21 protein-coding genes are annotated in these 26,349 nt (G+C 56.8%); 12 read left to right on the top strand and 9 right to left on the bottom strand.

Features of this window, described 5'->3' with window-relative positions; genetic code table 11:
* The first annotated feature begins 119 nt into the window (after positions 1-119).
* Both Q7V20_RS21300 and Q7V20_RS21295 read left to right on the top strand, forming a co-directional pair.
* Positions 120-1,394 (top strand): lipopolysaccharide biosynthesis protein, encoded by a 1,275-nt coding sequence (locus Q7V20_RS21300; RefSeq protein ID WP_304795706.1) that lies wholly within the window; start codon positions 120-122, stop codon positions 1,392-1,394.
* Between the two features lie 26 nt (positions 1,395-1,420).
* Complete coding sequence (locus Q7V20_RS21295) at positions 1,421-2,857, top strand: hypothetical protein (protein ID WP_304795704.1); 1,437 nt, start codon at positions 1,421-1,423, stop codon at positions 2,855-2,857.
* A gap of 90 nt (positions 2,858-2,947) precedes the next feature.
* On the opposite strand, the gene Q7V20_RS21290 is transcribed toward Q7V20_RS21295, so the two are convergent.
* The 6 genes from Q7V20_RS21290 to Q7V20_RS21270 form a co-directional block, all read right to left on the bottom strand.
* On the bottom strand, positions 2,948-3,712 hold the full coding sequence (locus Q7V20_RS21290; protein ID WP_304795702.1) for a glycosyltransferase family 2 protein: 765 nt from the start codon (positions 3,710-3,712) through the stop codon (positions 2,948-2,950).
* A gap of 44 nt (positions 3,713-3,756) precedes the next feature.
* Positions 3,757-4,293 (bottom strand): WcaF family extracellular polysaccharide biosynthesis acetyltransferase, encoded by a 537-nt coding sequence (locus tag Q7V20_RS24415; RefSeq protein ID WP_370652537.1) that lies wholly within the window; start codon positions 4,291-4,293, stop codon positions 3,757-3,759.
* Positions 4,294-4,321: 28 nt separating this feature from the next.
* Positions 4,322-5,494, bottom strand: coding sequence for a glycosyltransferase (locus Q7V20_RS21285; protein WP_304795700.1), 1,173 nt, complete (start codon positions 5,492-5,494; stop codon positions 4,322-4,324).
* A gap of 166 nt (positions 5,495-5,660) precedes the next feature.
* Positions 5,661-7,058: a hypothetical protein gene (locus tag Q7V20_RS21280; protein WP_304795699.1), complete on the bottom strand. Its 1,398-nt coding sequence runs from the start codon at positions 7,056-7,058 to the stop codon at positions 5,661-5,663.
* A gap of 44 nt (positions 7,059-7,102) precedes the next feature.
* Complete coding sequence (locus tag Q7V20_RS21275) at positions 7,103-8,257, bottom strand: Wzz/FepE/Etk N-terminal domain-containing protein (RefSeq protein ID WP_304795697.1); 1,155 nt, start codon at positions 8,255-8,257, stop codon at positions 7,103-7,105.
* 11 nt (positions 8,258-8,268) lie between these two features.
* Complete coding sequence (locus tag Q7V20_RS21270) at positions 8,269-10,770, bottom strand: SLBB domain-containing protein (RefSeq protein WP_304795695.1); 2,502 nt, start codon at positions 10,768-10,770, stop codon at positions 8,269-8,271.
* Positions 10,771-10,882: 112 nt separating this feature from the next.
* Here Q7V20_RS21270 and Q7V20_RS21265 point away from each other — a divergent pair, with 112 nt between their 5' ends.
* From Q7V20_RS21265 to Q7V20_RS21250, 4 genes are all read left to right on the top strand, one after another.
* Entirely contained in the window at positions 10,883-12,070 is a 1,188-nt protein-coding gene (locus Q7V20_RS21265) for an ATP-binding protein (protein WP_304795694.1), read from the top strand.
* A 116-nt stretch (positions 12,071-12,186) separates the two neighbouring features.
* Positions 12,187-12,672: a rubrerythrin family protein gene (locus Q7V20_RS21260; protein WP_304795692.1), complete on the top strand. Its 486-nt coding sequence runs from the start codon at positions 12,187-12,189 to the stop codon at positions 12,670-12,672.
* Positions 12,673-12,723: 51 nt separating this feature from the next.
* On the top strand, positions 12,724-12,888 hold the full coding sequence (locus Q7V20_RS21255; RefSeq protein ID WP_230181663.1) for a rubredoxin: 165 nt from the start codon (positions 12,724-12,726) through the stop codon (positions 12,886-12,888).
* Positions 12,889-12,903: 15 nt separating this feature from the next.
* The gene (locus Q7V20_RS21250) at positions 12,904-14,079 is read left to right on the top strand and encodes an NAD(P)/FAD-dependent oxidoreductase (RefSeq protein WP_304795690.1); all 1,176 of its coding nucleotides are present in this window, start codon (positions 12,904-12,906) and stop codon (positions 14,077-14,079) included.
* 15 nt (positions 14,080-14,094) lie between these two features.
* Here Q7V20_RS21250 and Q7V20_RS21245 read toward each other — a convergent pair whose 3' ends face one another.
* Positions 14,095-14,424 carry a DciA family protein gene (locus tag Q7V20_RS21245; RefSeq protein WP_304795688.1) on the bottom strand — a complete coding sequence of 110 codons (330 nt, stop codon included), beginning with the start codon at positions 14,422-14,424 and terminating at the stop codon, positions 14,095-14,097.
* Positions 14,425-14,464: 40 nt separating this feature from the next.
* Between Q7V20_RS21245 and Q7V20_RS21240 the strand changes: the two genes are divergently transcribed.
* Entirely contained in the window at positions 14,465-15,436 is a 972-nt protein-coding gene (locus Q7V20_RS21240; protein ID WP_304795686.1) for a M23 family metallopeptidase, read from the top strand.
* Here the strand turns inward: Q7V20_RS21240 and Q7V20_RS21235 are convergent.
* Positions 15,408-17,402 (bottom strand): TonB-dependent receptor, encoded by a 1,995-nt coding sequence (locus tag Q7V20_RS21235; RefSeq protein WP_304795684.1) that lies wholly within the window; start codon positions 17,400-17,402, stop codon positions 15,408-15,410. The genes Q7V20_RS21240 and Q7V20_RS21235 overlap by 29 nt on opposite strands.
* Before the next feature lie 109 nt (positions 17,403-17,511).
* Positions 17,512-17,877 carry a hypothetical protein gene (locus tag Q7V20_RS21230; protein WP_304795682.1) on the bottom strand — a complete coding sequence of 122 codons (366 nt, stop codon included), beginning with the start codon at positions 17,875-17,877 and terminating at the stop codon, positions 17,512-17,514.
* Between the two features lie 91 nt (positions 17,878-17,968).
* Here Q7V20_RS21230 and secA point away from each other — a divergent pair, with 91 nt between their 5' ends.
* The 5 genes from secA (at position 17,969) to argJ (ending at position 26,326) form a co-directional block, all read left to right on the top strand.
* On the top strand, positions 17,969-20,713 hold the full coding sequence (secA, locus tag Q7V20_RS21225) for a preprotein translocase subunit SecA (protein ID WP_304795681.1): 2,745 nt from the start codon (positions 17,969-17,971) through the stop codon (positions 20,711-20,713).
* A 188-nt stretch (positions 20,714-20,901) separates the two neighbouring features.
* The gene (locus tag Q7V20_RS21220) at positions 20,902-23,064 is read left to right on the top strand and encodes a TRAP transporter large permease subunit (protein WP_304795679.1); all 2,163 of its coding nucleotides are present in this window, start codon (positions 20,902-20,904) and stop codon (positions 23,062-23,064) included.
* 10 nt (positions 23,065-23,074) lie between these two features.
* Entirely contained in the window at positions 23,075-24,250 is a 1,176-nt protein-coding gene (locus tag Q7V20_RS21215; RefSeq protein ID WP_304795677.1) for a sensor histidine kinase, read from the top strand.
* The gene (locus Q7V20_RS21210; protein WP_304795675.1) at positions 24,247-25,065 is read left to right on the top strand and encodes a LytTR family DNA-binding domain-containing protein; all 819 of its coding nucleotides are present in this window, start codon (positions 24,247-24,249) and stop codon (positions 25,063-25,065) included. The genes Q7V20_RS21215 and Q7V20_RS21210 overlap by 4 nt, the downstream gene beginning before the upstream one ends.
* Positions 25,066-25,096: 31 nt before the next feature.
* Positions 25,097-26,326: a bifunctional glutamate N-acetyltransferase/amino-acid acetyltransferase ArgJ gene (argJ, locus tag Q7V20_RS21205; RefSeq protein ID WP_304795674.1), complete on the top strand. Its 1,230-nt coding sequence runs from the start codon at positions 25,097-25,099 to the stop codon at positions 26,324-26,326.
* Positions 26,327-26,349: the final 23 nt, after the last annotated feature.

Below are 26,349 nucleotides of genomic sequence, written 5' to 3'. Positions count from 1 at the left end.
ATTACCTCTGTCGAATTATCAAACCAAGTTGGGGTAAGCCTCGATTTGGTAAAGATTTAACTTAGAAAAGTAACCGCGCGGGATACGGTCATGGCAGAAATTTTCTGTATCAAAATCCTATGAGCGGCAGAAAGCATCTGTTAAACGCCGCCTTGATCTACACCATGGCCAACATCGCCAATGCAAGCATCCCCTTCTTGCTGATTCCGGTGCTCACGCGCGCGCTATCGCCGTCTGAATATGGCATTGTTACCATGTTTGGCCTTTTAACTTCTCTCGCAGGCACACTTACAGGGCTAAGTGTACATGGGGCAATAGGTATCCGCTTTTTTGAAGGTACCAAATGGAACTTACCCCGTTACATCACTTCCTGTATTACTATTTTGCTTCCGAGCAGCATCGTAGTAATAACTGCCACCCTAGCATTCCATTTCTGGATTGAGCGGCTTACATACGTACCGCTAGGTTGGTTAATGATCGCCGTGCTGGTTTCAACGGCGCAATTCATAGTTCAAATCCAACTGGTGATATGGCGCGTTAATCACGAACCTATTAAATATGCCACATTCCAAATTGGACAAAGTTTAGTTAATGCTAGCCTATCGCTATTCACGGTTTTGTATATTGGAATGGCTTGGCAAGGCAGGCTTTTCGGCATCACCGCAGCATCAATTATTTTCGCGACATTATCAGCTTGTTTTTTGTGGAAATCTGGTTGGATAAAATTCCCACCCGCCACTTTCTACATGATAGATGCATTGAAATTCGGGACTCCATTAATTCCGCACGCATTAGGTATGATGGCAATCTCAATGATGGACCGTCTTTTCATCACCTACCTAATGGGCATATCACAAACCGGAATATACGCTGTAGCGATTCAAATTGGAATGGCATTGGAATTAATAGCAAGCTCTTTTAATATGGCTTTTTCGCCTTGGTTATTTGGAAAACTAAACAACATCAAAATTCCAACAAAAATCAAAATCGTGAGACTCACCTATTTATATTTCGCCGTCATTCTAGCAAGCGCCATAATTATATCATCGATCACCCCATACATAATACCAATCATTGCAGGCAACGAATACCAGCAGGCGGAAGGCATGATAAAATTTATTGTAATGGGATCCGCGTTCAAGGGGATGTACTACATGGTCACGAACTACGTCTTTTACGCTGGCAAAACAAAGCACTTAGCTGTCAACACCTTCATTTGCGGCATATTCAGCTTCACACTTAGCTACTTTTTTATAATTAAATTTGGCCTTGCTGGCGCCGCCATTGGTTTTATGATCTGTCAATTCCTGCTGTTTGCTGGAACATGGTGGATTGCAAACCGTGCATATCCAATGCCTTGGTTCGCAGCAATGAAAATTCAGTCAAAGCCATGACTATATTTAATATAATACGATTATCAATGGAGGCATTTCGACGAGAGGACGAAGCGTCCCTGGCTTATATTTTCGGGAAGAAAAATAAAAGCCCTGAATTAAAACACCTACATGAATCCAAGATAAAGTGGAGCGGCATTTTTTTTCAAATTTTGAAAATTTGCCGCTTTGTTTTCTTGCGAGGGGCAATCAAAGATCATCGCCAACCCGCTGTCAACGTGATTTTTTATGCGGGAACAGATAACCAGTTGAAAGCGTTGATTTCAACAATATCATCAATAACAACAAAGGATTTACTCATTACCACCTACATTGACCGGGAGGTTAGTTGTAAAGAATCCAAAGAAATTGAGGGCTGCGTTCAATTAAATTTTTCGCCAACCTTGGTTATCGTGGCATTTTTGTTGCTTTGCATTCGCGCGCCAATATTTTATATAAAGCTTCGAAGGTCCGGGGGAAAGAACGTATTGGAAAGACACTTCAATATATTTTGCAGATCGTTCTATTATGTTCCATTTTTTATCAAAAAAATACAAGAAGGCAACCCTGACCTAGTGGTCGTGGCAAATGACCACAACGTAGATACTAGAAGTATGAAACTGGCAGCGGAGATTTTAAAGGTCCCAACAGCTTATCTACAGCACGCGTCAGTATCGAATATATTCCCGCCTCTCGAATTTGATTATGCATTCCTTGATGGGAAAGTTGCCATGAAGAGATATATTGAATGCTACAAACTCTGGCAAACAGACGCAAGCGCCAATTACGCCTCAGAGAAAGTTAATATATTCCTCTCTGGGCAGAAAAAAAGGCTTAATTTAGAAACCACTCCTAAAAAAGAATTCGCTATCGGAATCGGTGTAAACGCAGCCGACCAGTTTGACGCCTTGTTGACGCTATTAAATTCACTGGCGAGAAAGGATACTCCATGCATCATCCGTACACACCCCAATCAATCGCAAGATTTCATAGAAGCCCTTGAACATTTCATAAAAAATAATTCAAACTTTCAACACTCTTGTAGCGTCAAGTCAGATTTATCCACTTTCTTCAAAGAATGCAGCATATTAATTGCAGCCAATACGGGCTTACATTTAGAGGCAGCTCTTGCCGGGATACCAACTTATTATCATGAATTCAGTACCTGCGAATCGGTATCTGATTACTATGGATTCGTAAAATCAGGCATATCCAACCATCTACCCCGGGAGTTCAAAGATATGGGGAAGAATGAACTCCTCGGGTTACTTGCTACAAATGAAAACAGACAAGCCGCCATTCAAGAATATAGCACCTCCTTTGGAACAATATGGCAAAATCAAGAGGGCGATTTGGTGGCTGAAACAATCCGTCGAATTATCAACGGAGACGAACTTTCTTCTATTTATGAGAGACTTGACGAGTCCGCATGTTTTAAGCAGGTTTTTGATTTAATATCAAATACTAAAAAAACACCCGCATAACCTGCATTTTCTGAGTATACACACGCTCACAAAACGTATTGAAGTAAGAACTTTACGGGCACAGGCCAATACTTGGAGTGAGTAGAAGTGTCATCGATGCCAAAATTGCCCAACTTTTCTTAAATTCTTCTTTAGAAGAGTTAGACTGCCGCCAACCTTGTTTTTCCTAAGTGCACGGAAGTCTTCCAGTGACTTCAATGCGATCGTTTTAAGCGAGCGGTTGCTTATACCTCCTGTACGCATTCTGACGAGCACTTCTGGTATATAGGCAACTCGAATTTTGCCAATTGCCAAGAAACGCAGTACTGCATCGAAATCGGCAGATATTTTATAGCTGGTGTCAAACCCCCCAAGGCGCTCATATACAGACCGACGAACATAGAATGTCGGGTGAGGGGGCATCCATCCTTGGTGTAATGCGGCCACATGAAATTGACCGGATTTCCAATATCGTACTACTTTACTCATGTCGTCTTGTTGTACATAGACAAGGTCGCCATAAATTGCGTCGATTTTTGGATTTTGAAAAGCCGTAGCCACCTTCATAAGAACATCATTGCTCTCGAAAATATCATCGGCATGCAAAAATCCGATTACGTCACCAGTAGCATACTTAATTCCCTTATTCAAGGCCTCGTAGATACCTGAATCGGGCTCACTAATCATAAAGTCCAAACGCGATCGTAAACTTCTTAGAACATCCATCGTTCCGTCGGTCGATGCTCCATCAATAACGATATATTCAATATCGGAATAGGTCTGCGATAGAACCGAATCAATAGATTGGCCAATCGTTTTCTGATTGTTATAAACGGCAGTAATGATAGAAATTTTCAACTCGCTGCACCATTTCATGACCAAGCAAATCATTCCTTCACTTAGTCAGTTGGAATTCATTATTAATGGGAACGGTCCTTCGTTTGAAATATGACTGATGTTTTGTTTATAGTCCAAGGGTCTACGGCTTGTAGAACAACACTCCCAAAACCCAAGATAGCCCCCTCACCGACGTGAACTCCAGGGGCTATTCTGCTCATCGCTCCGACCCAGACATGGGAATCAATAGTGATCGGTTTAACTATCAAATCAAATGTTGGTTTCGACCAATCGTGACTACCGGTACATATATATGTACCTTGCGATAAGCACACGTGGGAGCCTAAGCGAACATGGTCTAAATTATCTATCCAAACCGCTTCACCGATCCAGCAATGATCCCCAATCGACAGGCGCCACGGAAATTTAACTTTTATATTTGGCTTGATAACGACCCCAATTCCAATTCTAGCGCCGAACAGTCGAAGAGCAGTAACCCGCCATGAACTTCCAGGCAGCCAAGTTGAAAATAGAAAACCGCAAAACAGCAACCAACAAAACTCTTTGAAGTCGGACGCGCCACGATCAAAGTTTTGATTATTAAAATCATCTAATCGCATAAACTACGTCTGCTTTCCCTCATTAAAACTAGTCGGTATGGACAAAGTTAGGTTTTAGCGCCTTACCAAGTGTCCAGTGATATACATCTAAAGTCTGACTTGCGATGTCTCGCCAGTCAAACCTTCTAACATAGCGCATGCCATTGATACCCATGATCCGACGCTCCTCGTCACATAATGCCATCGCCACTCGTAGCGCCTGAACCAGCGGCTCCACTCCAACATCGATCCACCAACCGCAACGATGCGTAACCAAGTCCCCCCAGGGAGCTGCCCGCGTCGTGATAACTGGCACGCCGCATGTCAAAGCCTCAGCGACGACAACCCCGAAATTTTCACTGAATGTTGGCAGTACAAACAAATCTGCATCTTCGTAGCACATTGTCTTCGCGCTACCATCGCGTTCACCAAGGTATTTAACTGATTGCGTAAGTCCTCTCTCGTCAATTAAATTTATCACCTCGGCGAGATGCCCTCCTTCATCCGGTCCTACTAAGCCTAGCTCCCAGCCAACCGGCGCGGCTTGCGCCCAGGCATTGATAAGATTGAATAAACCCTTTTTGGGGTGTATTCTTGATAAGAATAGAACTTTTCTATTTCCACTGCGGTGTATTTTCTGCTCCACCGGCTGATTTTTCGTACTATTTATATTTACGCCATTTGGAATTACCGCTATTGGATGACGCAATCCTAATTTACGCAAATTTTCACACTCTTGCATTGAGGTCGCGAACAGCACGCTTGCAGATCTGATGTCCTCCTGCTGATATAGATACATCCCAATTTTTTTCTTTAAAAACTTGTGATCGAGTGCCCAAGGCTCCAGCATGCCTCGGGGGTGAATGAAAAGTGGGATTCGGTTATGCCTCGCCACTTTTGAAACCCAGTGATTTGCAGGAGACCACACACCATGACTATGAAGAAGATCAGGCGGAGCACCGCTCATGATTAGATTTAGTCCACGCAGAACAGGGATTCCAGATTTCATTGCAAATTCGGATGAAGACGTCGTGAAGTGACGCTCAACCGCAGTATTATTTGACTCTATCGCAGGTTCACCAATTTTTCCTTGAAACATTAATCCCACGCTTGTACCCGGAGTTCTCGCGAGTTCGTCAGTGAGTTGTACTACTGTGCGTGATGGGCCTCCAGAATGCGGGTGCAGATTTTGGACTACATGCAAAACGTTCAGGTTTTTCATCGAACATCAATCCGTTTTCGACGAAAAATCGCCGTTTTATCAACCCCAAATTATTGGAATTTCCCTGGCATCTGTATAGGTATCTATCACCATTTAGATTCCATCATCTTATGTAAGTGCTGTGCTTTTTTGAGGTGCTTCGACCTCCCGGCAAGTTCCGCTATGCCTAACGGCTTGACAAAATTACCATTAGTTTTCTTGCTGAGCCGATTAGAGGCGTTACGGTGACCATAAGCAGCGTTGCTACCAAGAATAGCATAGCCAGGTTAATCAAACCCGCCACGGATAATGAAGGGGCCCCGCCCACAGCAAATACGCTATATATGCAAGTGGCAAAAATAGGGAAATTGTTACGCACGAGATATCCGTAAAATCCGCCCAGCAAATATCCAGATACATAAAAAAGGAAGAAGAACCCAGGGAATCCCCAGTTCATATATCCAGCCCAGTTACCTTCAGGCCATCCAGAGGATCCAAGAGTTGAAACAGGTTGAGGTGGTGAAACCCTGTCGCCCAGAGCCATCACACGCAGATACATTCCAGTGTCATTGGGCGGCTTTTCCGGGAATAACGACCGCGGTATTGGCGCATAGATAAGGCCCAAATATGAGGCACCAAACCAGAAGTCATTGTCATCAAAATATTTCAATATAACCATATCACGTTCTATCCGCCCAATTCTCGCAATGAAGCCTTGCTCAATGCTCCCAATACTATTGGACGCCAGTTCTGAAAACTCTTTTGATGGTCCGCCGGGTGAGTTGCCTCGAAACTGCAGCATTGCAACCACAAATATCGGCACAAACAATGATAGGGCCACCAACTGCGGACTAATGAGTTTCTGGAATTTTTTTATCTTAAAGTGATACAAAAGCAAGATTGACAGCAAGAAAGTCAATACAGGACCCCTTGCGCCGATAGACCCCAACACGAAGGCGGATAGCAGTATTATTATTATTGACCTCCCAGTTCTATCGTATTTGAATGAAATATAAAGCATACTTGTTGCACCAATTTGTATCGCCATCATAAAGAAAGTCTGGAGATAACCTAGACCTGCATTCTTTACTGAACGAAGATGCAACTCAGCCCATAAAGCAAATAGCCCGCCGATAATTGTTAGAAATGCTACATAAGCAACCAACCCAAGCGCAAAAACAATTCCCCCGAATAACCATACTCTTTTATCAATGTTTTTTTCGCCCCTATCGCCCGATTCAAAACCCCGAAACATGAACACACGATTAAAGACGAACGTCGTCACCTCACCTCTTGCAAAATACCCCATTGCTATACCAACATACACCGTAATATTGCTCAGCATAGTTAGCAGCAGCGCCACATTCGCATAATACCTATCGTGGTAAGCCGCATCCAGCTGGGCCAATATTATTTCATCAAACTTATCACTCCTGAATGAGAAATAAATACCTGACAGCGCTGGAAGCAACGCAAAATATGCGAATATCGCCCCCGGCGAAAATACATTACCTCTAAAGATTTTTCGATCGATTAATATAATTAGCAGAAGCACTACTGCATTGATAAGCGAGAGTGCTATCATTTATCTGCTCAAAATATATTGCTATATAAAATACTTAAGTGTGCTTACTGCTTACGCCATGCATTGCGCAGTCGGGCCAACTTGACTGAAGACTCGGAGTCCCGTTGCATGTTTTGCACTGCTTGCCTTGCAAAGACGAAGAGCAACAGCGCGAATCCCGTAGATATCGTTGCTAAAATTGATAACATAGCCTTCTTCGGTTTGCTTTTTCGCTCAGGTGGATAGGCCACATCAATTACTTGGATCATCGCGCCCTCCCTTGATTCGTCAATTTTTGCCAACTCGAATTGCTTGGCAAAAAGTTCAAACAATGTCTCGTGATATTTCATCTCCCGGTATTTTGAAATGTAATCCGAATTGCCCACATCATTCAGCTGCGTTGTATTTGCAGCTTTTCGCGACTGTTCACGCAATGCGGCAAGCTCACTTTGTGCTTTTTTGAATTGCGGCGCGGACTCAGTCAGATATCCACGCATACTTCCTAGTTTTATTTCCTGGGCTGCTACTTGTGCTTGAAGAAATGCGATTGCTGCCACAGCCGACCCAGGATTCATTTTTAAATCTGCGCTGTTAATACCCGTTTCTTTCAATGCGATCTCAGCGCGCGTCAAATTCTTTTTGGTTTGCTGTAATTGCTTGTCAAAGAATTGGCGGCGTTGCTGCGCCTCCGTGACGGCAAGCCTTCCCACCAGCTTTTCAAGCTCTTCAACGTAACCATTAGCTAGTCGCGCCGCAAATATTGGATCAATATCATCTACCTCTATTTTTATTAACCCATCTTTCCCCGCACTAATCCGGGTATTGGCTGCCAGCATTGATGCTGCCTCCTCGTTTAATTCGGCTTTATAGCGCGACTTAAGCTGAAAGCGTTTAATCAATTCGCCTTCAATAGTTTTACTGGTTAAAAAAGAAATATACTGATCTGCTGGATTTTTAAGCCCTGCAGCCGCACCGGCTAATCCACTAAAAGACCCGAGGCTTTGCAACATCACAGCAGCAGCACTCTGCTGTTGTTGAGGAGGCAAAAATTCAGTGGTTGCTGTGTATGTTGGCCTGATTAGAAATGTAGCCCCTAACACAATCAGACCAATCATAAGGGGTCCCATCAAAAGTAGGCGCCAGCTTGCCACGACCGGATATATAAGATCTAAAAAGCTGATATCACTGCCATAGGCGTTTACTTGTGTGTTTTGAGTCATGTCTTGGGCCATTAGTCGCGTAAGGTCTTGATTGCGGCCGCACCTAAACTGAACTGATACACAATTTGTGTAATATCCTTCGCATTGCGGGTGAACGCACTCCAGCCACTTTCATGATCGGTCTTTTCCGGCAGCACGATCAAATCCCCCGCCAACACTTTGGTGCTCGTGATCCGATTGAACCAATGGTCAGCATCCGACAACACACTGCCATCTGCACGAATGATGAACAGTTCGTCCTTGTCTGCACCGCTCGTCAAGCCAGCCAGATCCAGGTAATTCTGAACCGTTCTACCCGGCTGCCATATCAATGAAGACTCGGTATTGACCGATCCCAGCACGTGGACGAAGTCAGGCCGAGCAGGCACTACCAAACGATCCTGGTTTTCCAGCTTCAACACTGGCAAGGCATCTGCAGTGGCTTGATCATCCGCCAACCCCAACATGATCCGCCCAGTCGGTTTGAGTTTGCGCAAGCGATCCAACGCCTGCTTTTGAGCCGCGGCCTCGGCTTGCACTCGCAACTGCGCCACCGCATCGCCGCTCACGTTCGACAGACTGGCCGCCGATGAACTGAGCTTGGTCTGGCTTTGCGCCTCCAGGCGCCTCACCAAACGCTCCAAATTCTCAGCCTGCGTCTTGCGCACTTCCTCGCGGTAGAAGCTCGAACCGAACAGGTAAGCATCCGGCGTCAAACCACCCGCCATCGCCACCAGCTGCGGCAAGCTGTCACCAGGCTTCATTTGATAGATGCCCGGCCGCTGCACCTCGCCCTCAACCCGAACAAACACCTGCCGCTTCGCCTGAGGCACCCGCACATCGTTGACCGAGAACACCGTGACGATGTCGCCAGGTTGCAGGGCCAAATTCTCTGGGCTGGCCGCGTCTTCCAGCGCTTTGCCAAGGTTGAAAGGCACCAGCTTGACCGACACGTCGTTGCTGTCCACCCGTTCAATCACGGCGTAATCAAGATTCACCTCATCCACGAGATTGCCAATGCGCTGAGCGAGCGTATCCGCAGTTTCACGCGCATCGCGCGGACCAGAACTGTCAGCATCGTTCACCCGTCCTTCCAAACCCAATGAACTGTCGGGCAGCGGCTGTTCGTTGTTGTCCATTCGGCTGCGGCGCAAGGCATTTCGGTCAATCCGCCGTTTCTCATCCTCCGTCAACAACACCTCGTTCTGCCGCTTCACCGACGCACGCGACATCAGGAATGCCTTGTTGGGAATCAGGTCGCGCACCTTCATGCCCTGCTTCCAGGGCAAGCGCACAGGCTGGTCCACATTGCCCCGCAAGGTGATGGCGTTGCCAAACTCGGCGGTGAGCGATTGAACGGTCAGCAAATCCCCATTCTTCAAAGAACGCTTCAGGCCTTCTCCATCCAGCGCGAAGCTTTCAACGCTGCGCGATGGCTTGCGCGAAGGGTCAACACGCTCCAGATAAGCGCGCTTGGGGTCGGCCACCACGGGCAAGCCACCCGCCAAAGCCAGCATGCTGTCGATGCTGTCGTTCTTGCCAGCCAGCTCGTAAACGCCTGGTGTGTTGACCTTGCCGGTCAGGGCCACATAGCCGCGTGCGGCAGGGATCACGATGGTGTCGCCATCCTGCAGCTTGATGTCCGCGCTTTTGTCGCCCTTGGACAAAAAGGCGTAGAGGTCCAATTCCGCCACCACGCGGTCAGCCCGCTTGACTTGCACGTGGCGCAAACTGCCATTGGCCCCGGGGCCACCGCTGGCAAACAAGGCAGACACCAAGGTGGACGTGCTGGCCAGCGTGTAAGCACCGGGCTTGCGCGCCTGCCCAACCACGTACACAGTCACGCCGCGCAATTGGCCCAGCGTGACGCTCAGTTGAAAGTCGCGGTAGTAGCGGCCCACGGCCGCGTGGATGACGCCTTCGGCTTGCGAAGACTTGACGCCGCCCAGTGACACGGCCCCGACACGCGGGATGTGAATCAGCCCATTGCGATCGACCACCGCCTTGACGTCGACGTCCACCGCACCCCACCCACGGATCAGAACCTCGTCACCGGGGCCCAGGGTGTAGTCAGGTGAGACGGGGGTGTTGGCCAGCGGCTGATAACTGCTGCCCGCTTGAGAGAAAAACGTGGCGCCATACAAGGGCAACGCTTGCCCTGTGCTGTCCAGAATGAACTTCTGAAAATCGTTGGGCGGCAGCGGTTTGAGGCTCTGGTCTGCGCTGAAGATCTGCGGGTTACCGTTGCTGCGCCCCTGCGCACCCAGGCCTTGATTCGGATAGACGATGCTGCGATCGTCGCCTGACGATTGGCGAATCTGAGGGCTGCCCATGCTGCCCATGCTGTCCATCTGACCCATGCCAGTGCCCTGGCGCGCGCCTCCCAGGGAAGAACCAAAGCCGCTCGATCCATAGGGGGCCTCGTCGCCAAACCCACCCAGCCCCTGCCCATGCGCCAAAGGCGCCACCAGCACCGAAAACGAAGTCAATAAAGCAATGATCTGGCGGAACGGATGCGACCTGCGTTGAGTCATGAGCCCACTTCTTCCATGTGAAATCGTCAACGGATTGTAGGGGGGCATTTCATGGATTAAGAACAACCGATTGATCCTTGCAATTATTCCTTGTTATGGAACAATTGCAAGGATGATCGACCGCATTGCTTTTGCCCACATTCGCCAGTTGCTGCAGGAGTTCTCTGCGGTCGCCATCTTGGGGCCACGCCAAGTTGGGAAAACAACGCTTGCGCTGAAAATGTCTGATGCGTTGGGGGCCAACGGTGTTTACCTGGATCTGGAGTCTCCTTCCGACTTGGCCAAGCTGGCAGATGCCGAAGCTTTTCTGGAGGCCCATGCAGGGCAGTTGGTCATCCTTGACGAAGTGCAACGCGCACCGGATTTATTCGCCATGTTGCGTGGCGTGATCGACCGGCGACGTCGCAGCCATCAACGCACAGGCCAGTTTTTACTTTTGGGCTCGGCATCTGGGCAATTGCTGGCGCAGTCTTCTGAAAGCTTGGCGGGCCGCTTGGCCTACGCTGAATTACCCACATTGCTGGCCATTGAGGCGCCCGACTTGGCGGCAGCGCCCCATGAGCGTTTATGGGTCAGGGGCGGCTTTCCAGACTCGGTTTTGGCCAGCTCTGATGCAGCCAGCATGCGCTGGCGCCAACAGTTCATCACAACCTACCTGGAGCGCGACATTCCCCAACTGGGGCCACGCATTCCTGCACAAACACTGCGACGGCTGTGGACCATGCTGGCCCACGAACAGGGCCAATTGATCAACGCAGCCAAACTGGCGGCTTCACTGGCGGTGAGTGGTCAGACCGTGGCAAGGTATGTCGATTTGCTGTGCGATTTGATGCTGGTGCGCCGCTTGCAGCCATGGGCATCCAATGAGGGCAAACGGCTGGTCAAGGCCCCAAAAATCTACGTGCGCGACAGCGGGCTGGTTCACGCCTTGCTGGGCCTGCCCACCCGGGATTCAATCCTGGGCCACCCTGTTGCAGGCGGCAGCTGGGAAGGCTGGGCCATCGAAAACATCATTGCCGCAGCACCTGAAAGCACCACCGCTACCTTTTACAGAACATCGGCAGGCGCAGAGGTTGATTTGGTGTTGGAGCTGCCAAACGCGCAGCGGTGGGCCATTGAAATCAAGCGGTCTAAAGCCCCGGTCGTCAGCAAAGGGTTCCACACCGGATCGGCGGATGTTCAGGCCACGCACCAATGGGTGGTTTATCCGGGTGATGACGTGTTCCCCATGGCACCTCACATCAACGCGACGCCTTTGACGCATCTGATGAATGCCTTGCAGAAGATGAACTCAGATTGATCATAGTCAAAACAAATCGATGACATTAAGTTGATTGCCTTTTGTTAATTATCAGCAAAGCCTAAAGTCAGCTCATTGGCATTCACTGCCACCCACCTGACAACAAAGGACCACACATGGCCAGCCCCTTCCACGACCCCGCCTCGGTCACCATCCACAACCTGGAGGCCGCCTTCGCAGGCGAATCCATGGCCCACATCAAATACCGCTATTTCGCCAAGCTGTGCCGCGAGATGGGCGACGAGGAAACCGCCAAACACTTTGAAGAAACCGCCAACCAGGAGGTGATGCACGCCTTCGGCCACCTGGATTTGCTGTTCCCCAAGGCCAACATGACCCCGGCCAAGGCGCTGCAGTTCGCCATCGAGGGTGAAACTTATGAGTTCACCACCATGTACCCCGGTTTTCGCAACGCCGCCGTGGCTGAAGGGCATGACGCGGCCGTGAAAGAAATCGATGAGCAGATCGCCGAATCGAAGGAACACGCCGCGCAGTTCAAGGCCGTGCTGGAGAAAGCCGCCAAGCGTTTTGCCGCCCTGACCAAGGTGGAAGAACGCCATGCCAACGCTTACCAAGCCGTGCTGGACAAGATTTCGGCCTGAAAATTGGCTTTTTGCCTCAGAATCCACCCCCTGTTTTTGAAAGTTTGCGAAATGAAGACCTTCCAATGCGTCGTTTGCGGTTTTGTGTATGACGAAGCCGCTGGTATCCCCAGCGAAGGCATCGCCGCCGGCACCCTGTGGGCCGACGTGCCCGACACCTGGACCTGCCCCGATTGCGGCGTCGGCAAGTCCGACTTCGAGATGATCGAGATCTGAAAGAGAAATCACCCCATGTCGTCTGATTCGGTCGTCATCATTGGTTCTGGCCTGGCGGGCTACAACGTGGCCCGCGAGTTGCGCAAGCTGGACGCGCAAGTGCCCATCGTGGTGGTCAGCCGCGACCACGCGGGCTTTTATTCCAAGCCCATGTTGTCCAACGCGCTGGCCGGCAAGAAAACGGCCGCCACGCTGGTGATGAAGGCCGCCGACAAGATTGGCGCCGAGATCAATGCACGGGTGCTGCCCCACAGCACGGTCGAGCGCCTGGACACCCAGGCCCGCACCTTGTTGTTGAACAGCGGCGAAGTGCTGCCCTACCGCGACCTGGTCCTGGCCATGGGCGCCGACCCGATCCGATTGCCTTTGAAAGGCAACGCCGCTGACAGCGTGCTGTCGGTGAACGACCTGGACGATTTCGCCAAGTTTGCTGAGGCGCTGGACCACCCCGATGGCGTCAAGCACGTGACCATCCTGGGCGCGGGCCTGATTGGCTGCGAGTTCGCCAACGACCTGCTGCACCGCGGCATCGAGCCCACGGTGCTGGACCTGGCCGACCGCGCCTTGGGCCGCCTGCTGCCCGAAGCCGCCAGCCTGAATTTGCAGACCAAGTTGGAAGCCGCTGGTGCGCGCTTCCGCTTTGGCGTGGCCATGCAATCGGTCGACCTGGCCAGCGATGGCCCGGGCCTGCAAGTCACCCTGACGGATGGCTCGACCTTCAAGACCGACCTGGTGCTGTCGGCCATTGGCCTGAAGCCCCGCACGGCCTTGGCAGCCAGCGCTGGCTTGCAGGTCAACCGTGGCATCGTGGCAGACAGGCACCTGGCGACCAGCTCCGAGCACGTCTACGCCGTGGGCGATTGCGCCGAGGTCGATGGGCACACCCTGCCCTATGTGCTGCCGCTGATGCAGCAGGCTCGCGCCTTGGCGGCAGGCCTGGCCGGACAGAAAACACCCGTGGCCTACCCCGCCATGCCGGTGATCGTGAAAACGCCCGCTTGCCCCACCGTGGTGTGCCCGCCTCCGCTGGATGCGCAGGGTGAATGGACCGTGACCACCACGGACGATGCCCTGGAAGCCCGCTTCACGGCCCCAGGTCAGCCTGAGCAATTGCTGGGCTTTGCCCTGCAAGGCAAGGCCGTGAGCCAACGCCAGGCTTTGGCCGCACTGATCCCGCCTTTGTGGATCTGAGCTAGCCCGGTGTTTTCACTGGGTTTGTACACGAACCCGGATTGCGTTAACCTTGAGCCCCTTTTGACGCAGCGCCTCCATGAGATGCGGCTGCAGCTGCCGCAACTTGGCCGAAACGGCTGAGTTGGCGGCCAGCAAGGTCCAGCCTTCTTCGTCCAGGGGGCCAGGGCGCACATGGGCAGCCAACCCGGCTGGCAGGATTGCCCGCACGGCCTCCAGGCACTGCTTGGAAGCTTCCAGCCGCTGCAACAAGCTCACCAAGGGCGTGGCCTTTGACAAAGCCGCCGTCAGCCCAGGCACGTCGGGCACGCTGGGCTTGAAGTTGAAGGTGGTCTTGCGGCTCATGGGCGGCTCATGAAAATCAGGTCGGCGAAAGGTTCGTTGCATGCAAATTCTGTTCACCACCAGCTCCCTGGCCCGCACCCGGGTGTTGCAGTTCACCCCGTGGTCACTGGGCTTGGCCGTGCTGGCCTTGCTGGTGCCGCTGATGCTGGCGTCTCTGGGCTTTTACCACGCCATTGTGCTCAAGGCCGCGCACGAACACTGGCCGATCATCTCCGAAGCGGTTCGCTACGTTGAGCGCAAGGAGCTGGCCCAGCGCGACCGCTTCATGCGCGAGAACCTGGACGCCATGGCCGAACGCGTGGGCGAAATGCAGGCCCGCCTGCTGCACCTGGAAGCCGTCAACGAACGCGTGGCTGGCCTGGCGGGCATCAAACCCGAAGAGCTGAAACACATCGAGGGCTTGCCCTCGTCGGCCAGTGGTGGCCCGCTGGTGCCCTTGCGCCAGCCACCCACCCCGTCCAGCACGACACTGGAAACGCTGAACAGCCAGATGGCGCAGATGGGCACCTTGAGCGACCGCAATGCCGACGTCCTCACGCTGATCGAATCGCGCCTGTTTGAAAAACGCCTGGAGGCCTTGATGGTGCCCAGCAGCGCCCCGCTTGAAGGCCCGGTGGGCTCGGGCTTTGGCTTCCGCCGAGATCCCTTCACACGCGCACCGGCCCTGCACACCGGCCTGGACTTTGCCGCCGACGTGGGCACGCCCATCAACGCGGCGGCCGGTGGCGTGGTGCTGTCGGCCGGGCCCCATCCGCAATATGGTTTACTGGTGGAGCTGGACCATGGCAATGGCCTGGTGACCCGCTACGCGCACGCCTCCAAGATGCTGGTGCACCAAGGTGACCTGGTCAAACGCGGCCAGCCCATCGCCGAAGTGGGCACCACAGGCCGATCCACCGGCCCCCACCTGCACTTCGAGGTGCTGGTGGAGGGCGTGCAACAAAACCCGGCCAAGTTCCTGGCCGGGCAGGGCAAGGCACCGGTCAAAACCGCGTCCGCAGGCCCACGATGAAGTTGCGGCCGGGCAAGGGCGCCACGTCCTTGAGCACCGAGGTCGACAAGCGGATGTCTTCGTTCAGCAGGTTCTTGCCCAGCAGGAACCAGGTCACGTCGTTGCTGCCGATGCGCTGCGTGTAGGACAGGTTGGCGTCAAGCTGGGTGTAAGAAGGTGTGGGCGTTTCAGACGCGGCCAAGCGGTCTTGCGACTGCGCATGGATCACCGAGGCCCCCGTGCGCCACGGCCCGTGCTTGAAGCCGATGTCGGCACCGAAGCGGGTGGCCGGTTGCAGCGGCAAGCTGCCCCCATCGTTCAGCGAACCGCGCGAGGTGTCGGCAAAGCCGCGCCATGACAGGCCCTGCCCGCGCAAGTTGTAGCTCACCTCGGCCTCGGCGCCACGGATGACGGCGTCGGCCTGGCCGAACACGCGCTCACGCAAGTCGCCACCCGGCAAGCCATCCTCGTCCACCAGGTTGCCGGTGATCTGGCCGTAGATGAAATCCTTGACGTGGTTCTCGAAGACGTTGGCCTTCCAGCGGACCAGTCCGTGGGTCTTTTGCAGTGACAGCTCGAAGTTCTGCGACGTCTCTTTCTTGAACGCGGCGCTGCCGATGTCGAAGGTGCCGGTGGCATCGTGCGGGCCGTTTGAATAGAGCTCTTCGGTGGCGGGTGCGCGCTCGGCCACCGAAACGGTCAGGCCCAGGCCATAGCCCGGCGTGAAGGGCCACAAGCCGCCCACGGAATACGAGGTGAGGTTGAATGAGCGGTCCTCGCCCGTCACGGGCTTGCGCTTGACGTTTTCATAGCGCAGGCCAGCGTTCATGCGCACTGGGCCAAAGTCGCGCTCTTCCACCAGGAACCCAGCGGCCGAGGTCGATTTGGTGACCGGCACGGTGTCGGGCGCCCCGCCATCTGCACTGAGTGCCGAGAACTTGCCGTCTTCGGTTTGCAGGCCAAAGGTGCCATGCCACCCGGCCACGGGCGCGTGGGTCAGCTCCCAACGGGACTCGAGTGCGCGGTTCGCGAAGTTGGTCTCGGGCACGCCCTGCAGATCCAGCTCCGAGTGCTTGTAGTCCGTGTAGCCCAGCTTGAACTTGAAGGTCTCGAAGGACGCGAACGGGTTTTTGACCAAGGTGTCCAGGTCGTAGCGCGTTTGCTTCTGATCGATCTGCGCGCCTTCTTCCGTGGGGATGCCGTAGCGGCTCTCCACCTGGCCCACCGAGGCACCAATGTGGCCCCACTCCTGGATGTAGGACGCGCCCACGCCGATGCTGTGTTGGCGCGTGTAGGACCAGGGCAATCGGTCTCCGCCCGGGATCTTGTAGTCGCTGGCGTTGCGCGCGCTGCCATCCACGTGCAGGCCAATGGCCCCGGTGGAACCGGTGGCCGAGACGGACGCCGTGCCGCTTTTGTCCACCGTGCCGTAACGCAGTTCGGCCTCACCCGTGGGCTCGGGCTCCAGCACCGTGGGGATGCGGTCGTTGACCACGTTGACCAGGCCACCGATGGCGCCCGATCCGTACAGCAGTGCGGCGGGGCCGCGCAGGATCTCGATCTGGCGGGCGGTGGGGCCATCGATCGTCACGCCATGATCGTTTGACAGGCCGGACACGTCGGACACGTCCATGCCGTTCTGCAGAATCTTGACCCGCGAGCCTTCCAGGCCACGGATGATGGGCCGCGAGGCGCCCGCGCCAAAGGCCGAGGCCGACACGCCCAATTCGTGGGACAGCGTGTCACCCAGAGAAGCGCCCATCTTGTTGTCGAGTTCGTCGCCCGACAAGACTTTGGCAGGGGCGAGGATCTGGGCGCCTTCACTGGCGCCAAAAGGTGTGGCCGTGACGGTCACCGTGGGCAAGGCCACCTCTTGTTGTGGCGCGGGCGGCGTGGTGGCGGGTACAGGGGATGCCGTTTGGGCAAAGGAGGTGGAAGCCAGGACGGACAAAACCGCGCTGGCCAACAAAGTGCGTTGGAGCTGCATGAAGAAAATTCCTTGACGGACCAATCAACGACCGGCAGCGGCGCGCGGCCCCCTCAAGTCATCAGGGATAGCGGCGGGCTGGCGCGGTCGGGCTGTGAGGCTGGAACCTTCAGGCAGCGGGCGGGGCACGCGGCTGGAAATGGCCGAAGAACAGGCCTTGCCACGACGCGAAGCCGATGGCGGACGGCAGCACATGGGCCCTGTGCTCCGCGCAGAACCCCACCAAGGCGGTGGGCAACCAATCCGCCAGGTAAGCCCCATCGAACACCACGCAAGAATGCGAAAGCGAAGACGGGCTGGCGGGCGAACTGTCAGATTGACCATGCGCCTGCTGCAGATGGGCCTGGCCACCGGCATGGTCAATCCGGTGCAGCATCCCCACCCACTGCGCGCACAGCAGCGCCGCGGCGAGCACAAGGACTCGCGCGATGCTGGTGGACGAAGCGGCGGTGCCGCTGAAGCGGGAGAGGTGCATGCCGGGCTGATTGTAGGGGCGAACCCTTGGACACGAAGCGCCATCACCCTGGTGCTACACTTTTTGGCTCCGGTTCTCTCTAAACGCTTCCATGTTGCCCAAGCTTCTCACTTCGATTTTCGGTAGCCGCAATGAACGACTGCTCAAGCAGTACCGGCGCGTGGTCGAGAAAATCAACGCCCTGGAGCCCACGTTCGAGCCCCTGACCGACGATCAGTTGCGGGCCAAGACCGAGGAGTTCAAACAGCGCGTGGCCAAGGGCGAGACGCTGGACGACCTGCTGCCCGAAGCCTTTGCCGTGGTGCGCGAAGGCTCCAAGCGCGTCTTCAAGATGCGCCACTTTGATGTGCAGATGCTGGGCGGCATGGCCCTGCACAACGGCAAGATCGCCGAAATGCGCACCGGTGAAGGCAAGACGCTGACCGCCACCCTGCCCATCTACCTCAATGCCCTGACCGGCAAGGGCACCCACCTGGTCACGGTCAACGACTACTTGGCACGCCGTGATGCGGAGTGGATGGGCAAGCTGTACAACTTCCTGGGCTTGAGCGTGGGCATCAACCTGCCCCAGATGAGCCGCGAAGAAAAGCAGAAGGCTTACAACTCGGACATCACCTACGGCACGAATAACGAGTACGGCTTCGACTACCTGCGCGACAACATGGTCTACGAGTTGGCCGATCGCGTGCAGCGTGGCCTGAACTACGCCATCGTGGACGAGGTCGACTCCATCCTGATCGACGAAGCCCGCACGCCCCTGATCATCAGCGGCCAGGCCGAAGACCACACCTCGATGTACATCAGCATCAACGCGGTGGTACCTCATTTGAAGCGCCAGATTGGCGAGGCTGACCCGCGCACGGGCGAAGGCGTGATCGAAGCGGGTGATTTCACCGCCGACGAGAAATCGCGCCAGGTCTACCTGACCGAAGAAGGCCACGAGAACGCCGAGCGCCTGATGAGCGAGGCCGGTTTGCTGGCCGAAGGCGCCAGCCTGTACGACGCCGCCAACATCACCCTGATGCACCACCTGTACGCCGCCTTGCGTGCCCACCACCTGTTCCACAAGGACCAGCATTACGTGGTGCAGCAAGGCGAAGTCGTGATCGTGGACGAATTCACCGGCCGCCTGATGTCGGGTCGCCGCTGGTCGGATGGCCTGCACCAGGCGGTGGAGGCCAAGGAAGGCGTGGACATCCAGGCCGAGAACCAGACCCTGGCCTCGATCACCTTCCAGAACTACTTCCGCATGTACGGCAAGCTGTCGGGCATGACCGGCACGGCCGACACCGAAGCCTACGAATTCCAGGAGATCTACGGCCTGGAAACCATCGTGATCCCGCCAAACCGGATCATGCTGCGCAAAGACCAGTTGGACCTGGTCTACAAGACCTCGCAGGAGAAGTACAAGGCCATCGCCGACGACATCAAGGAATGCTACGACCGCGGTCAGCCCACCCTGGTCGGCACCACCAGCATCGAGAACTCCGAGTTGCTGGCCGACATGCTGAACAAGCTGAAGCTGCCGCACCAGGTGCTCAACGCCAAGCAGCATGCCCGTGAAGCAGAGATCGTGGCCCAGGCCGGTCGCCCCGGCATGATCACCATCGCCACCAACATGGCCGGCCGCGGTACCGACATCGTGCTGGGCGGCAACGTTGAAAAGCTGGTGCAGAACATTGAAGAAGATGCGTCGCTGGACGAGGTCACCAAGGCCCAGCGCATCGCAGCTTTGAAGGCCGAGCAGATCGAGCTGAACCAGAAGGTCAAGGACCTGGGCGGCCTGCGCATCATCGCCACCGAGCGCCACGAGTCACGCCGCATCGACAACCAGTTGCGTGGCCGTGCCGGCCGCCAGGGTGACCCGGGCTCGACCCGCTTCTACCTGTCGCTGGACGACCAACTGATGCGCATCTTCGCGGGCGACCGCGTGCGCGCCATCATGGACCGCCTGAAAATGCCCGAAGGCGAGGCGATCGAAGCCGGCATCGTGAGCCGCAGCATTGAAAGCGCGCAGCGCAAGGTTGAAGGCCACAACTTCGACATGCGCAAGCAACTGCTGGAATACGACGACGTGTCCAACGACCAGCGCAAGGTCATCTACCAGCAGCGCAACGAGATCCTCGAATCCACCGAAGTGGCCGAGTCGATCAGCAGCCTGCGCAAGGGTGCGCTGACCGACGTGGTGCGCACCTTCGTGCCCGCCGAAAGTCTGGAAGAACAGTGGGACCTGACGGGCCTGGAAAAGGTCTTGAAGGACGAATGGCAGCTTGAGATAGAACTGAAGAAATGGGTCGAAGCCGCCAGCGCCGCCGATGACGACGATGTGCTGCAACAAGTGCTCAAGGCCGGTGACGAGGGTTACACCAGCAAGGTGGCGCAGGTTGGCAAGGAACAGTTCGGCACGTTTGAGCGCATGGTGCTGCTGCAGGCCATCGACAGCCATTGGCGCGAGCATTTGTCGGCGCTGGACTACCTGCGCCAGGGCATCCACCTGCGCGGCTACGCCCAGAAGAACCCCAAGCAAGAGTACAAGCGCGAAGCCTTCGAGCTGTTCGGCCAGTTGCTGGACGTGATCAAGATGAACGTGACGCGCCAGCTGATGACCGTGCGCATCCAGAGCCAGGAAGAAGCGGCCTTGGCGGCGCAGGCCATCGAAAGCCGTGGCGAGTCCATCTCCAATGTCACCTACACCCATCCCAACGAGGATGGCAGCGTGGCCACGGAAACCGACCCGTCCACCGTGGCCCAAGAAGTGCCGCGCGTGGGCCGCAACGACCCCTGCCCTTGCGGCAGCGGCCTGAAGTACAAGGCCTGCCACGGCAAGCTGGCGTGAGCTGACACCCGTTCAAAGCAAGGGCCCTTCGGGGCCCTTTTTTCGTTCACGCCCTCCAGGTACCGTTCGCGACACGCAGCAGCCGTTCGTCCCAAGGTGCTGGAACCGGATCATCTGCATCTCTATATTGCCCTGGCGAAAACACACACAAGAGACGGTGCCCCGATGCACCCTCGCCAGGAGACCACATGACTACGACAACGAGCACACCCGCCCTGGCCATGCCTCGGCTGCTGGGGCGAACCGCCTCAGAATGGCTGATCAGCCTGCCCACCATCACGCTCTTGCTGCTGATCCTGCTCATCGGCACCGGCGAGATGATCCACGGCCAGTTGCTGAAATTTGGCGAGATCCTGTTCCACGACGACCGGGGCCACGTTCAATACTTCATGATGCGAGCCGACCCCGTTCGCCCAACCTGCGACCCGCAACTGAACGTCGATGCCGAGGTCGGGCGCCTGCAGGCCGAACGCTCCCGCAAAAGCACGGTCGACGACGACATCGACGGACTGTTCACCGAACAGGCCATGGACCCGACCCTGCTGCGCCAATCGGTCGAGTCCACGGTGGCGCAGTGCCAGGCCCGGCACGCGCTGTACGAGCAGGTGGTCAAGCACATCACCCCGGCCATCGTGGCCTACCGCACGGTGGAGACCAGCTTCTTCGGCCTGTTCCACTTTGGCAGCGAGAACCGGCCGCTGATTTTGCTGTTGCTACTCACCGTGACGTCCATCGCCACCACCCTGGGCTTTCACCACATCTGTCTGCGCCCACCCAAGTTCGAGCGCGACTACCGCGTGCAATCCATCACCATGACGATGGCCTCGGCGCTGCTGCTGCAGTCGGCCGTCCGCTACCAACAGATCTCGGTCGAAGCAGGCGTGCCCATTGAACACCCTTGGCTGTACTACCTGTGGATAGTGCTGTTCGGCGTGCTGCTGGTGATCAGCGTTTACCAGTTGGCCAGGCCCGTCACAGCCGTTACCAAGGGCGTGGGCACCTGGGGCCAGGGCCTGCAGTCGATGCCCTTGTTCGCCAGCATGGGCCTCATCTCCGGCATCTACTTCCTGCTGCACGACCACCCGTCTGGCTTGGCCATCTACGTCAGCAAACTGATGGACATCCCCAACCTGCCCCTGCAACTGGCGCTGTACATCTGGGCCGGCATGCTGCTCAAGCAAAGCCGCCTGGTGGATCTGTTCATGAACACCCTGCGGCCCTGGAAGTTCTCACCAGAGTTGCTGACCTACCTGATCCTGCTGGCCGCCGCGCTGCCCACTGCTTATTCCGGTGCCTCGGGCGTGTTCGTGATCGCGGCAGGTGCCATCATTTACCACGAGGTGCGCGCCGTGGGGGGCAGCAGCCAGTACGCCCTGGCCGCCACCGCCATGTCCGGCTCGCTGGGCGTGGTGCTGCGCCCGAGCCTGCTGGTGGTGGGCATCACCATGCTCAACAAGGAGGTGACGTCGGACCAGCTCTTCCATTGGGGTGGCTACGTCTTCGTGCTGACCTCGACCATGTTCTTCATCGCCTCGCAGATGCGTCGCACGCAGCCCTCCAACATCACGCCCGCCAGGATTGCGCTGCCCGAGATGTTGCGCCAACTCGTGCCCCTGCTGCCCCATGTGGCTGCGGTGATGGCCGTGGTGGGCTTCTACAGCTTCGCCCTGGAAACCCCCCTCAACGAGATCTCCGCCCCCACCATCATCCCGGTCCTGATGATTGTGGTGCTGACCCTGGACAAGATCCTGGCCGCCCGAGAGCCCGCCAAGCCAAAGTCCCACCAGCCCAGCTACGCCGCACACCGGCAAGTTGGTGTTGAAGCCTCCATCCGCTCGGCCACCACCGAAACTGTTTCGCACATCGGCGCCTACATCGGACTGATGATGCTGTCGCAGACCGTGGGTGGCGTGGTGGAGCGCTCCGAAATCATTGAGTTGGCCCCACACCACTTCTCCAGCGTCTGGGCCGCCATGGCCTTCCTGATGATCGCGAAGGTTGTCCTGGGCATGTTCATGGAGCCCATTGGCGCCATCTTCCTGGTGTCGGGCACGCTGGCCCCCATCGCCTACCGCAACGGCATCGACCCGGTGCACTTCTGGATGATGGTGCTGGTGGCCTTCGAGCTGGGGTACTTGCTACCGCCCGTGGCGCTCAACCAGTTGCTGACCCGCCAGGTGGTGGGCGAAGACGAAATCGACAAGTCCGATCACGAAGTCGAGAATGCCAGCTTCGTGCACCGTTACGAGCGCTGGATCCTGCCCATCGTGGTGATGTCGGTCAGCTTGACGATCGTGGGTTTCGGGCCGCTGGCGGTGCAGCATTTTGAGTGGCTGCGCTTTTTAAGGTAGAACGCCATTCATGTCCGACAGCGAATACCCCAGCGACCTGATCGTCCACGGCTCCATCCCCCGGACCGGGCGCTTCAATTTGCTGTGGAGCGTGTCCATCGCACTGGTGATGTGGGCCATGGAATGGGCGCTGGGCCGCGAATCGCCCCATCGCTACGGCTTCCTGGTCAACATGATCTATGCCCTGTGCCTGGGCTACTGGTGCTGGACCTTGCTTGGCATTGTCTGGCTGAGCGAGGCCCGCAGACGTTGGAAGCAGCTGCCTGATGCCAGAGCGCGCTTTGACCGCAGCGGCGTCTACGGCCTGGTGGGCTGGCCCGCCATCGTGCTGGGCATTTTGTTTGGCATCCCCGTGGCCGGCGTCATGGGCATCGCCATGGCCCAAGCCGCGCTGGCCCTGCCCTGGCCTTTCCCGGTGCCCGAGCAGCGCCCGCCCATCGGCGTGTCGATGGTGCTGAGTTACAGCTCGGCCCTGGTCACCTTCACGGTCGATTACCTGCGCGTGCGCCTGGCCGCCAGCGAGGTGCGCGCCGAAGCCGCGCAGCGCCAGGCGGTCGAAGCCCAGCTTCAACTGCTGCAAGCCCAGTTGGAACCGCACATGCTGTTCAACACCCTGGCCAACCTGCATGCCCTGATCGCCAGCGACCCGCCACGCGCGCAAGACATGCTGGCCCACCTGATCGCTTTTCTGCGCGCCACCTTGAGCGCCACCCGCATCCCCGCCCACCCCTTGTCGGAAGAGTTCACGCGCGTGGCCGACTACCTGGCCCTGATGCAGATCCGCATGGGCTCACGCTTGCAAGTGCGGCTGGAGTTGCCCGACGAGTTGTCCGCCCTGCCGGTACCGCCCATGCTGCTGCAGCCCCTGGTTGAGAACGCCATCCAGCATGGCCTGGAGCCCAGCCGCCAAGGCGGGCAACTGACCGTGCAAGCCCGCCACGATGGCCAGCACCTGATCCTGTGCGTGAACGACACCGGCCAAGGTCTGCAAGCCACCCCCCCTTTGGCCCGGCGCGGCACCGGTGGCTTTGGTCTGAGCTGCGTGCGCGATCGTCTGCAATCGCTGTACGGCAGCACCGCCAGTCTGAGCCTGGAAACCCAGCCTGCTGGCACGGGCACCCACGTGACCCTGCGCCTGCCCGTGGCCCACCCCGCCCTCGTCACCAACGCCATCGCCTTGCCATGAACGCCACCGCCCTGATCGCCGAAGACGAACCCGTGCTGGCCCAGGCCCTGGCCACCATGCTGACCAGCCTGTGGCCCGAGCTGACCTTGTTGCCCCCCGCGCGCGATGGCGGTGAAGCCATCACCCGCGCCACGGCCGAGCAACCCGACATCCTGTTCCTGGACATCCACATGCCCGACCGCGATGGCCTGGATGCCGCTGAAGCCATCGTGGAAGCGTGGCCCGCCGAGCAGCCCCTGCCCTTGATCGTGTTCGTCACCGCCTACGACCAGTACGCCCTGGCCGCCTTTGAGCGCGCCGCCGTTGACTACGTGCTCAAGCCCGTCCAGACCACGCGCATGGCCGCCACCTGCCAACGCCTGAAAGCCCAGCTCAAACTGCGCACCACCGCGCAGGACGACGGCGCCCTGGCTGGCACCCTGCAAGCCCTGCGCAGCGCCAGCCTGGAACGCCAAGCTGACCTCACTCCCTCATCAGCGCCACTGACCGTGATCCAGGCCGCCATGGGTTCGGGCCTGCTCATGATCCCGATCGAAGAGGTGCAGTACTTTGAAGCGGCTGACAAATACGTCCGAGTGATCACCCCCAGCATCGGTGCCACTGGCGCTGAAGTGCTGATCCGCACCCCTTTGCGCGAACTGCTGCCCCGACTGAATCCGCAGCATTTCTGGCAGGTGCACCGCAGCGCCGTGGTCAACCTCAAAGCCATCGAGCGTGTCAGCCGCACCAACGGCCGCATGCGCGTGCACCTGCGCGGCCGCCCGGAAACCCTGGAAGTCGGCCGGATGTACGCCTACCAGTTCAAGGCCATGTGAAAATCACAGCCTTCGCTGGAGCCCACTCACCATGCCCGTCAATCTGTCCGCCCCCAACCACCAAGACCTGCACCCTGTTCCCGGCGTCAAGCTGGGCATCACCATGGCGGGCATCCGCAAGGCCAACCGACGCGACCTGACGGTCATCACCCTGGACGAAGGCAGTGCCGTGGCCGGCGTGTTCACCAAGAACCGCTTCTGCGCCGCCCCCGTGCAGCTGTGCCAGAAGCACCTGGCCGCCAACAGCGATATCCGCGCCCTGGTGATCAACACCGGCAATGCCAACGCGGGCACCGGCGAAGACGGCCTGGTGCGTGCGCATTCCACTTGCGTGGCCCTGGCCCAGCACCTGGACATCGCGCCCGAGCAGGTTTTGCCTTTTTCCACCGGCGTGATCATGGAAACGCTGCCCACCGACCGCCTCCAGGCCGGCCTGCCCGCAGCTTTGGCCGATCTGAAGGCCGACCAGTGGGGCTTGGCCGCCGAAGGCATCATGACCACCGACACCCTGCCCAAGGCCGCCTCGCGCCAGGTCAGCATTGGTGGGGCCACGGTCAGCATCACCGGCATCAGCAAGGGCGCGGGCATGATCCGCCCCAACATGGCCACCATGCTGGGCTTCCTGGCCACCGACGCCAAGATCGCGCCCGGCTTGCTGCAGACCCTGGTCACGGAGGCGGCTGATGCTTCCTTCAACCGCATCACCATCGACGGCGACACGTCCACGAATGACTCCTTTGTGCTGATCGCCACCAACCAGGCCGCGCACCCCGAGATCACCAGCCTGGACAGCACCGAGGGCCGCGCCCTGCGCACTGCCGTGATCGCCGTGTCGCAGCAGCTGGCCCAGGCCATCGTGCGCGACGGCGAAGGCGCCACCAAGTTCATCACCATCACGGTGGAAGGCGGCCGCACCGAGGACGAATGCAAGCTGGCCGCCTACGCGATTGCCCACTCGCCCCTGGTCAAAACTGCGTTCTTCGCCAGCGACCCGAACCTGGGCCGCATCCTGGCCGCCGTGGGCTACGCTGGCATTGGCGATCTGGACCAGACCCTGATTGAGCTGCACCTGGACGACGTTCACGTGGTGACCAAGGGCGGCCGCCACCCCGCTTACCGCGAGGAAGACGGCCAGCGCGTGATGAAGCAAAGCGAGATCACCGTGCGCGTGGGCCTGGCCCGCGGCGCGGCACAGGCCACCGTGTGGACCTGTGACTTGTCGCACGACTACGTGACCATCAACGCCGACTACCGCAGCTGATTTTTACCCGGGTGTTGACTACA

This window comes from Aquabacterium sp., from assembly GCF_030652515.1.
Lineage (GTDB): Bacteria > Pseudomonadota > Gammaproteobacteria > Burkholderiales > Burkholderiaceae_C > Aquabacterium.
This window is presented reverse-complemented; position numbering and strand designations above follow the sequence as displayed.